The following is a 6,323-nucleotide window of genomic DNA, read 5'->3' as shown; positions in this document are numbered from 1 at the left end:
TCTCAAATACAAAAAAGCCCTACAAGGGCTTTTTTGTATTTTTAAGAAAAGTGTAATTGGTTTTTACTTAGAAACAGATAACTGATCCAACGATGATTAACAAGATAAACAATACAACGATTAATGCAAAACAACCGCCACCGAAACCGACGCCGCCGTAGCCGTATCCACCACAACCACCAAATCCGCCGTATCCACCATATCCAAACATTAGATAACCCTCCTTTATATACAAATTCCTTATAAAATATGCTGAGAAATTAAGGTGGCAAGGGCTATTTCACTAGTTTTTATGAGGACAAAACTACGGAATATGATTAAAGCAGTAGATAGTGAGCCGAGCGCTGCTGAAAAATGCAAAATTTTTTTATTCAAGTAACGTTGCAGGATAGTTCAATAAGAACAGGGTAAAAGATACCTTACGTCGAATTGATTCTTATAGTAAATCAAAGTCATTTATTGGAGGTATTTATGAATCCTATACGAAATCAAATCGGTACAGTTTTTATTCCTGTAAGTAATATTGAAGAGGCACGTAATTGGTATTGTGACATACTTGGCTTAGCATCAGAAGGCGAAATATTATTTGGTCATTTGTTTATTGTACCTATGTATGGAACAGGGATAGTATTAGATAGCAAAATTTTTTCAGATGAAAATATTTTCAAAGCCCCACTATTTCATTTCAATACTAATAATATAGAGGACGCTTACAAGTATATGAGGGAAAAGAATGTAGAGATAACAACCGGAATAGAGAATAATCGATGGTTTAATTTTAAAGACCCTGATGGCAATCATTTGATGGTGTGTGAGTGTTAAAACCTTATAGGCTAACGGGAGCGATTGTTCAATAAGAGCAATCGCTTTTCTATTTACACTAACGACGCAGGTTAGTGGAAGAAGAAGGAAATCAGATATAATAGAGATTAAGGTGATTTTCAAAAAGAATTGAGGGGAAATGGATGTCGCAAGATGGAATTGTTTTAGTAGCAAGCGTATCAATCTTTAGTGAAGATGAAGTCTTAATTATAAAAGAGAAAAAACCTACTGCTGTTGATAAGTGGAATTTTCCGAGTGGACGTATTGAATATGGTGAGGACATTCCCTATTCAGCTTGGAGGGAAGTAAAAGAGGAAACAGGGTTGGACGTAAAACTGATTGGTACAACTGGTGTATATAATTTTATCAGTAGTACCAACAACCAAGTAATTCTATTTCATTTTATTGGTGAGGTTATTGGAGGTTCTTTAAACCTCGAAGAAGATGAAATTTCTGACAGTAAGTGGATTAAGATAAATGACCTTGTAAAAGTTGAGAATGAAGACTTACGGGAACCAAAGGTATTAAAGCAAATAATTGAAAATTTATTAAAAAAGAACCAATACCCAATTAATATGTATAATGAGCAAGTAATTAATTGAATCCTTCTTCAATACCGGGTGCGTTAATCCAAGAAGGATTAACGCCTCTTTTTGTTGAACTTTATTGAAGTAACGGGACAGGTTAATTGAAGAAGAATTCCCCAATTACTGCTTTATTAAGTGAATAATTGAAAAAATAGTAATTATTTAGAGAGGGTGGCTAATGTTGGAAGAGCTTAAAGAATTAGTTAGTAAATTAGACATCGAATTCGATATAAAATCATTTGGAAAAGATCCTTCATTTAGTCGATTTATACCTATTGCATATGACCCTTTACGATTTGATTGGAATTCTGCTTTTGAAAAGGAATTTGTTGGACTTTTTAATGGACTAATGTTAAAGGTGCTTCAAAAGTTGAAAGAGTTTTTTTGGCTGTTTTTCCAACTGATTATGTATTGGAGAGGTTTCTAGAAGAAGGTAACGAGGGAGATTTATTGTTTATGCATCATCCCTTGTTAATGGAATGTGGAGACCCAAAAGGTAAATGGGGACAAGGATTTCTTCCCATTAAAGAAAAATACATTTTGCAAGTGAAAAAGAAAAAACTATCTATATACACCTGCCACATACCTATGGATTGTCATAAAAAATTAGGCACGAATGTTGCGATTGCCAGTGCATTAAAAGCTGAAATTTTTGAGAGAGAAATATTAAATGAAATAAAGAATGATTTTTTACTAGTATGTAATATTGATAAAACAAACACTGATGAATTAGTTTCAACATTGAAAGGTATTTTTGAAGTTCCCTATATAGATTTTGAAGGTAAAAAATTTAATGAAATTCAAAGGATAGCAATTGTTGCTGGTTGTGGAGATAAAGTTGATTGGATGAAGGAAGCAGAAAGAAATGGCGTTCAAGCATATATTACAGGGGAGGTCCATTGCCATATTGATAACGATTACGGAAAACAAAGATACAAAGAAATGATAGAATATGCTTCTAAAACATCAATGTCGCTTATAGGTGTTTCCCACTCTGCTTCAGAATATCTTGTACATAAAACTTTGATGAAAGATTGGTTTGAAAATAACTTTGATATTAAAACGGTTTTAATTCCACAGGAAAAATAGTGGTTATAAACAATGTTGAAAAATTCTTAATCAAAGGACTTTAATCTTATTTAGCTAACGGGTGAGGCAGTGGAAATGTGGAAGATGGTATTTGTTCTTTAAAGCCAGAATATAAATAACACTATAAAACTAAGGTTAAGGTGGATTCGAAATGGAAAAAAGAGTTCTATTCGACTTTGAAATCGAGTTTACGAATGGCGGTGGAATTCAAGGACAGGAATTCCGTCTTGATATTGATGGAGATGACATTTCTGACGAAGAGTTAGCTAGGTATATTGTAGAAGATATGAGGTTGCTAATGGTTAGTAAAGTACGGATTCTTAACAAGAAAATCATAAATGAAAAACATAAACGAAGACCTACTGACCAGAAATAATAAATGTTTATTTTAAAGAACTACAAGTTTAAGCTGCCATTTCGGGTGGCTTTCTTATTGAACTAAAGATGCAGTTTAGTTGAAGATCGATGTTTAACTTGTGTTCAACAATCGGGCCATTTAATTGAGCAACACTTTTAAAGAAAACTGGATATTTAATTAAAAAAAGCTGCCAATAAAGGCAGTTTTTTATTTACTCGCTCTTTCGTTCATTTTTTGTCTTTTATGCAATGTATGCTTTGTTCCCCATTTATGCATTGCGTGTAAGATCGGTTCCAAGCTCCTGCCGTATTCAGTAATCGAATATTCCACTTTAGGAGGAACCTGTGGATAGACAACACGCTGAATAATATCCTCGTTTTCCAACTCGCGTAATTGAATAGTCAGCATTTTTTGCGTGATTCCAGGCATTCTTCGTTTTAACTCACTGAATCTTTGAGTACCGTTCTTCAATAAATGCAATAAGATAATTGGTTTCCATTTCCCGACTAATATGCATAAAGCATCTTCTACACGACATAATTCTGGTTCTAGATTCATCCTAATTACCCCTTTAGTATCTTTTTGTATACTATACAACTTTTAAGTGCGTACTTTCTAATATGATTATTATGAGTAATAATAACATTATTCAAAGGAAATCTAAAATCATTTTAGATAAAGAGAATTAAAGGGGAGGAAAAAAAGGTGTTAGGATTAGGTTTATATTAATACTGTCTTGCTACATTAGTTGTAGCAATTGCTATAGCTCTCACGGATGCAGGACAATATTCACAGGATGCGCGTTTTTTTAAGGGAAGATAATTATTTGAATGAAAGAGGGTTGCCTTATGAGCCAGACAAATCAAGAGAAGTTTGAATTTGGTGTCTATACTTTTGGAGAAATAATTCCAGATCCCATTACTGGAAAAATAATTTCTGCGGAAGAGCGTATTCAAAATATCATCGAGACAGCGAAGCTGGCTGATGAAGTAGGAGTGGATATTTTTGGTTTAGGCGAACATCATCGCCTGGATTTTGCGGTTTCAGCGACACCTGTTGTGTTAGCAGCGATTGCACAAGCAACAAAAAATATTCGATTAGCCAGTGCTACAACTGTATTAGGCACTGCAGATCCTGTAAGAGTATTTGAAGACTTTTCGACAGTAGATTTAATTTCAGGTGGGCGTGCGGAAATTATGGCAGGTAGAGGAGCATTTATCGAATCATTCCCTCTTTTTGGCTATAACTTGGATGATTATCATGAACTTTTTGAAGAGAAATTACAATTGTTACAAGAACTAAATAATAATGAACGTGTTACATGGCAAGGGAAGTTCCGTTCGCCATTAAATAATAGCGAGATTGCTCCTAGACCAAAACAAAGTAAGATTCCGATTTGGAGAGGAGTAGGAGGAACCCCTGCAAGTGCAGTTCGGGCTGGGCAGGCTGGGTTTGGAATGGCACTCGCTATTTTAGGAGGTAATCCACTTTATGTAAAACCTTTAGTAGAAGCCTATCGTCAAGCTGGGATTTCGGCAGGACACGCAGAAGAGGATCTAAAAATTGCGATCACAAGCCATGGCTATATTGGCAAGACTGCAGAACAAGCTGTAGATGAATTTCACCCATATTATTCAAATTATATTAGAACGATGATGGGAAGAAATATTCCGAAAGAGCAAGTGGCAGCAGCTGTTTCTAAAAACAATGCACTTGCTGTTGGAGGTCCTGAAGAAATCGTTGAAAAAATTCTTTATCAGCACGAATTATTTGGTCATGATCGCTTTATTATGCAGCTTGATATTTGTCAGCCGTTCTCCCAAGTTACAAGTGCGATTGAATTATTAGCTACGAAAGTAATGCCACTAGTAAGACAAGAAATAAAAAACAAATAAATTAAAAAGTTACTATTCCAGAATAGGGCGCCTTAATGAAGTAATGAAAAAGCCCAATTTCTTATTAATTTACGGTGAAGTTGGGCTTTTTAGTATTGGTTTGAAATTTATAAATACAACCTAAAGGAGAGTATGAAATTTTTATGAAAAAAAAATATATTCTAATGATAATAGCTTTATTTATTGCATCATTGAACTTGCGACCGGCAATTAACTCGATAGCACCATTGCTCGAAACGATTAGAACCAGCTTAGGAATGAACGCCTCCGTAGCGAGTTTGCTAACTTCGATTCCTGTTCTTTGCATGGGACTCTTCGCTCCTGTAGCCATAAAGTTCAGCGGAAAATGGGGTATTGAGCGGGTATTGGGTTGGTCGCTGCTTGTCATCGGAGTCGGTACTATTCTTAGATTCTTCACGGATTCGGTCTCATTTTTGCTTATTACCGCTTTTATTGCTGGTATAGGGATTGCATTTGCAGGACCGCTTCTTCCCGGATTTATTAAGCGCCACTTTCCTAAGCATGTGCCCTCGATGATTGCGATATACACGGTTGCTCTTACTCTGGGAGCAGCACTAAGCTCGAGCTTGATCGTGCCGATGCAGAATAGTATGAACTCTTGGCAGAGCGCGCTAGGGATATGGGCGGTCATCGCATTCGTCGCAGTGCTGTTATGGTGGTTGTTCGTTATGCGGCATATTAGACCGCAAGATCTTCCCACTTCAACCGGCACGAAGACGAGAATGCCATGGACATATAAGAAAGCGTGGCTACTTACACTGACGTTCGGCTTGATGGCCATGCTATTCTATTCATTCACAGCTTGGTTGCCAGATATGATTCAAGGGATGGGCTATAGTAAGTCCTACGCTGCAAGCGCGCTTACGATTTTCGTCGTTGTTCAGATTCCAGTAAGCCTTGTTCTGCCGATCTTGCTTCGCAGATTCCCTTCCCGTCGCCTCTGGCTAATGGTTGCAGCGCTGTCGGAACTCGTCGGGCTAGTGATGCTTGCGTCCTCCATTGCACCGTTGATTGCCACGATCTTTATTGGTGTAGGCGCCGGCGCATTGTTTTCTCTCAATCTACTACTGCCTTTGGACGCTACCGACAATCCGCAAGAGGCGGCTGCTTGGTCGGCCATGACTCAATCAGCCGGCTATGTGATCGGGGCAACCGGCCCCCTTATTCTTGGCTGGATTCACGATGCGACGGATAGCTTCTCAACAGCTATAGCGGGGCTGATTGTAATTAACGTAGTGATGATGGTCGTGCAAATCGCCGCCACTACCATAAAAAGAAAACAACAATTGGGAGAAATTAATCGCAATTATAAAATATCATAATTTTATTCACTTAAAGCTAAAAAAGGAGCATAAAAACAATATCTAAAGGTAAACTTGTTTTTGGATTTTGTGAAATATTGTACTTACGCTAACGGGTGCTTTTGTAAAGGATGATGATCGCCGCGGCGGTCATTTTTTCTTGTTGAACTAACGAAGCAGGTGTGCGGCCGAGCCTAGGTCGTATCATATAGCGGGTGGAATTCCCGTCGAGTAAGAACTAGCCATTCGC

At 37.2% G+C, this 6,323-nt stretch carries 7 protein-coding genes and 1 pseudogene; 6 read left to right on the top strand and 2 right to left on the bottom strand.

Annotated features, from left to right (window positions below; translation table 11 throughout):
- Window positions 1–67: 67 nt before the first annotated feature.
- Complete coding sequence (locus tag TR08_RS31140; RefSeq protein ID WP_081954525.1) at window positions 68–211, bottom strand: YjcZ family sporulation protein; 144 nt, start codon at window positions 209–211, stop codon at window positions 68–70.
- Window positions 212–471: 260 nt separating this feature from the next.
- Here TR08_RS31140 and TR08_RS16915 point away from each other — a divergent pair, with 260 nt between their 5' ends.
- The 4 genes and pseudogenes from TR08_RS16915 (at window position 472) to TR08_RS16895 (ending at window position 2,874) form a co-directional block, all read left to right on the top strand.
- Window positions 472–822 carry a VOC family protein gene (locus TR08_RS16915; protein ID WP_045520114.1) on the top strand — a complete coding sequence of 117 codons (351 nt, stop codon included), beginning with the start codon at window positions 472–474 and terminating at the stop codon, window positions 820–822.
- Window positions 823–965: 143 nt separating this feature from the next.
- Window positions 966–1,424, top strand: a complete 459-nt coding sequence (locus TR08_RS16910; RefSeq protein WP_045520111.1) for an NUDIX hydrolase — start codon at window positions 966–968, stop codon at window positions 1,422–1,424.
- Window positions 1,425–1,590: 166 nt separating this feature from the next.
- Window positions 1,591–2,498 (top strand): annotated as a pseudogene (locus TR08_RS16900) (Nif3-like dinuclear metal center hexameric protein).
- A 151-nt stretch (window positions 2,499–2,649) separates the two neighbouring features.
- The gene (locus TR08_RS16895; protein ID WP_045520107.1) at window positions 2,650–2,874 is read left to right on the top strand and encodes a hypothetical protein; all 225 of its coding nucleotides are present in this window, start codon (window positions 2,650–2,652) and stop codon (window positions 2,872–2,874) included.
- Between the two features lie 189 nt (window positions 2,875–3,063).
- Here TR08_RS16895 and TR08_RS16890 read toward each other — a convergent pair whose 3' ends face one another.
- A complete protein-coding gene (locus TR08_RS16890) occupies window positions 3,064–3,414 on the bottom strand; it encodes a winged helix-turn-helix transcriptional regulator (protein WP_045520105.1) in 351 nt (116 codons plus the stop codon).
- A gap of 290 nt (window positions 3,415–3,704) precedes the next feature.
- Between TR08_RS16890 and TR08_RS16885 the strand changes: the two genes are divergently transcribed.
- Both TR08_RS16885 and TR08_RS16880 read left to right on the top strand, forming a co-directional pair.
- Window positions 3,705–4,751, top strand: a complete 1,047-nt coding sequence (locus TR08_RS16885; RefSeq protein WP_045520104.1) for an LLM class flavin-dependent oxidoreductase — start codon at window positions 3,705–3,707, stop codon at window positions 4,749–4,751.
- A gap of 143 nt (window positions 4,752–4,894) precedes the next feature.
- A complete protein-coding gene (locus TR08_RS16880) occupies window positions 4,895–6,094 on the top strand; it encodes an MFS transporter (RefSeq protein WP_045520103.1) in 1,200 nt (399 codons plus the stop codon).
- Window positions 6,095–6,323 lie beyond the last annotated feature (229 nt).

Origin of the sequence: Neobacillus niacini, from assembly GCF_000759675.1 — a bacterium.
GTDB classification, from domain to species: Bacteria; Bacillota; Bacilli; order Bacillales; family Cytobacillaceae; genus Neobacillus; species Neobacillus niacini_A.
Note: the sequence above shows the minus strand (reverse complement) of the source record. Positions and strands in the feature narration are given on the sequence as shown.